This is a genomic window from Streptomyces sp. BR123 (assembly GCF_013401435.1).
In the GTDB taxonomy this organism is placed as follows: domain Bacteria; phylum Actinomycetota; class Actinomycetes; order Streptomycetales; family Streptomycetaceae; genus Streptomyces.
Genome location: NZ_JACBGN010000678.1, coordinates 1 through 531, shown reverse-complemented (window position 1 = coordinate 531; position 531 = coordinate 1). Strand labels below are relative to the sequence as shown.

Below are 531 nucleotides of genomic sequence, written 5' to 3'. Positions count from 1 at the left end.
GCCCCCCCACTGCCCCCAACCTCGCCCTCAAACCCGCAGCCGCTGACTCATCCCCGCCGCCCGAAGAACGGCGCCAGCGCCAGCTCCGCCGCTCCCTCCGCCACTCCGCCCGCGGCAACGCCGACCTCCGGCGCGGTGCCGCCGAGGCTGCGTGCCTGCAGGACCCGGCGGACTCCCGCCGTGAACACCTCCGGGGCGGAATGCACCACGCGTCCCCCGAGCCACACACGATCGGCGTCGAGCAAGGCCACCACGTTCGCGGCGCCCTCGCCCAGAATCCGGGCCGCCTCCGGCAGGTCCCCGCGTGCGACCGCCGCCAGGCACAGCACCTCCGCGCAGCCCCGCCCGCCGCACCGGCAGGGCGGGCCGTCCAGGCTCAACACCTGGTGCCCGAACTCCCCCGCCGCCGAGCGCGCCCCGCGGTACACCTCGCCGTCCAGCCGCAGCCCCGCACCGAGACCACTGCCCAGGTGCAGGTACACCGAGGTCCCGTGAGCACCCACCCCGTACCCGCCCTGACCGTCCTGCCCC

General features: G+C 76.6%; 1 protein-coding gene. It reads right to left on the bottom strand.

Translation table 11 applies throughout. The features are described 5' to 3' along the window. Nucleotides 1-47 precede the first annotated feature (47 nt). Nucleotides 48-531 (bottom strand): ROK family protein (locus HYE82_RS37005; protein WP_179178597.1); only part of this gene is annotated, 484 nt, incomplete at its 5' end.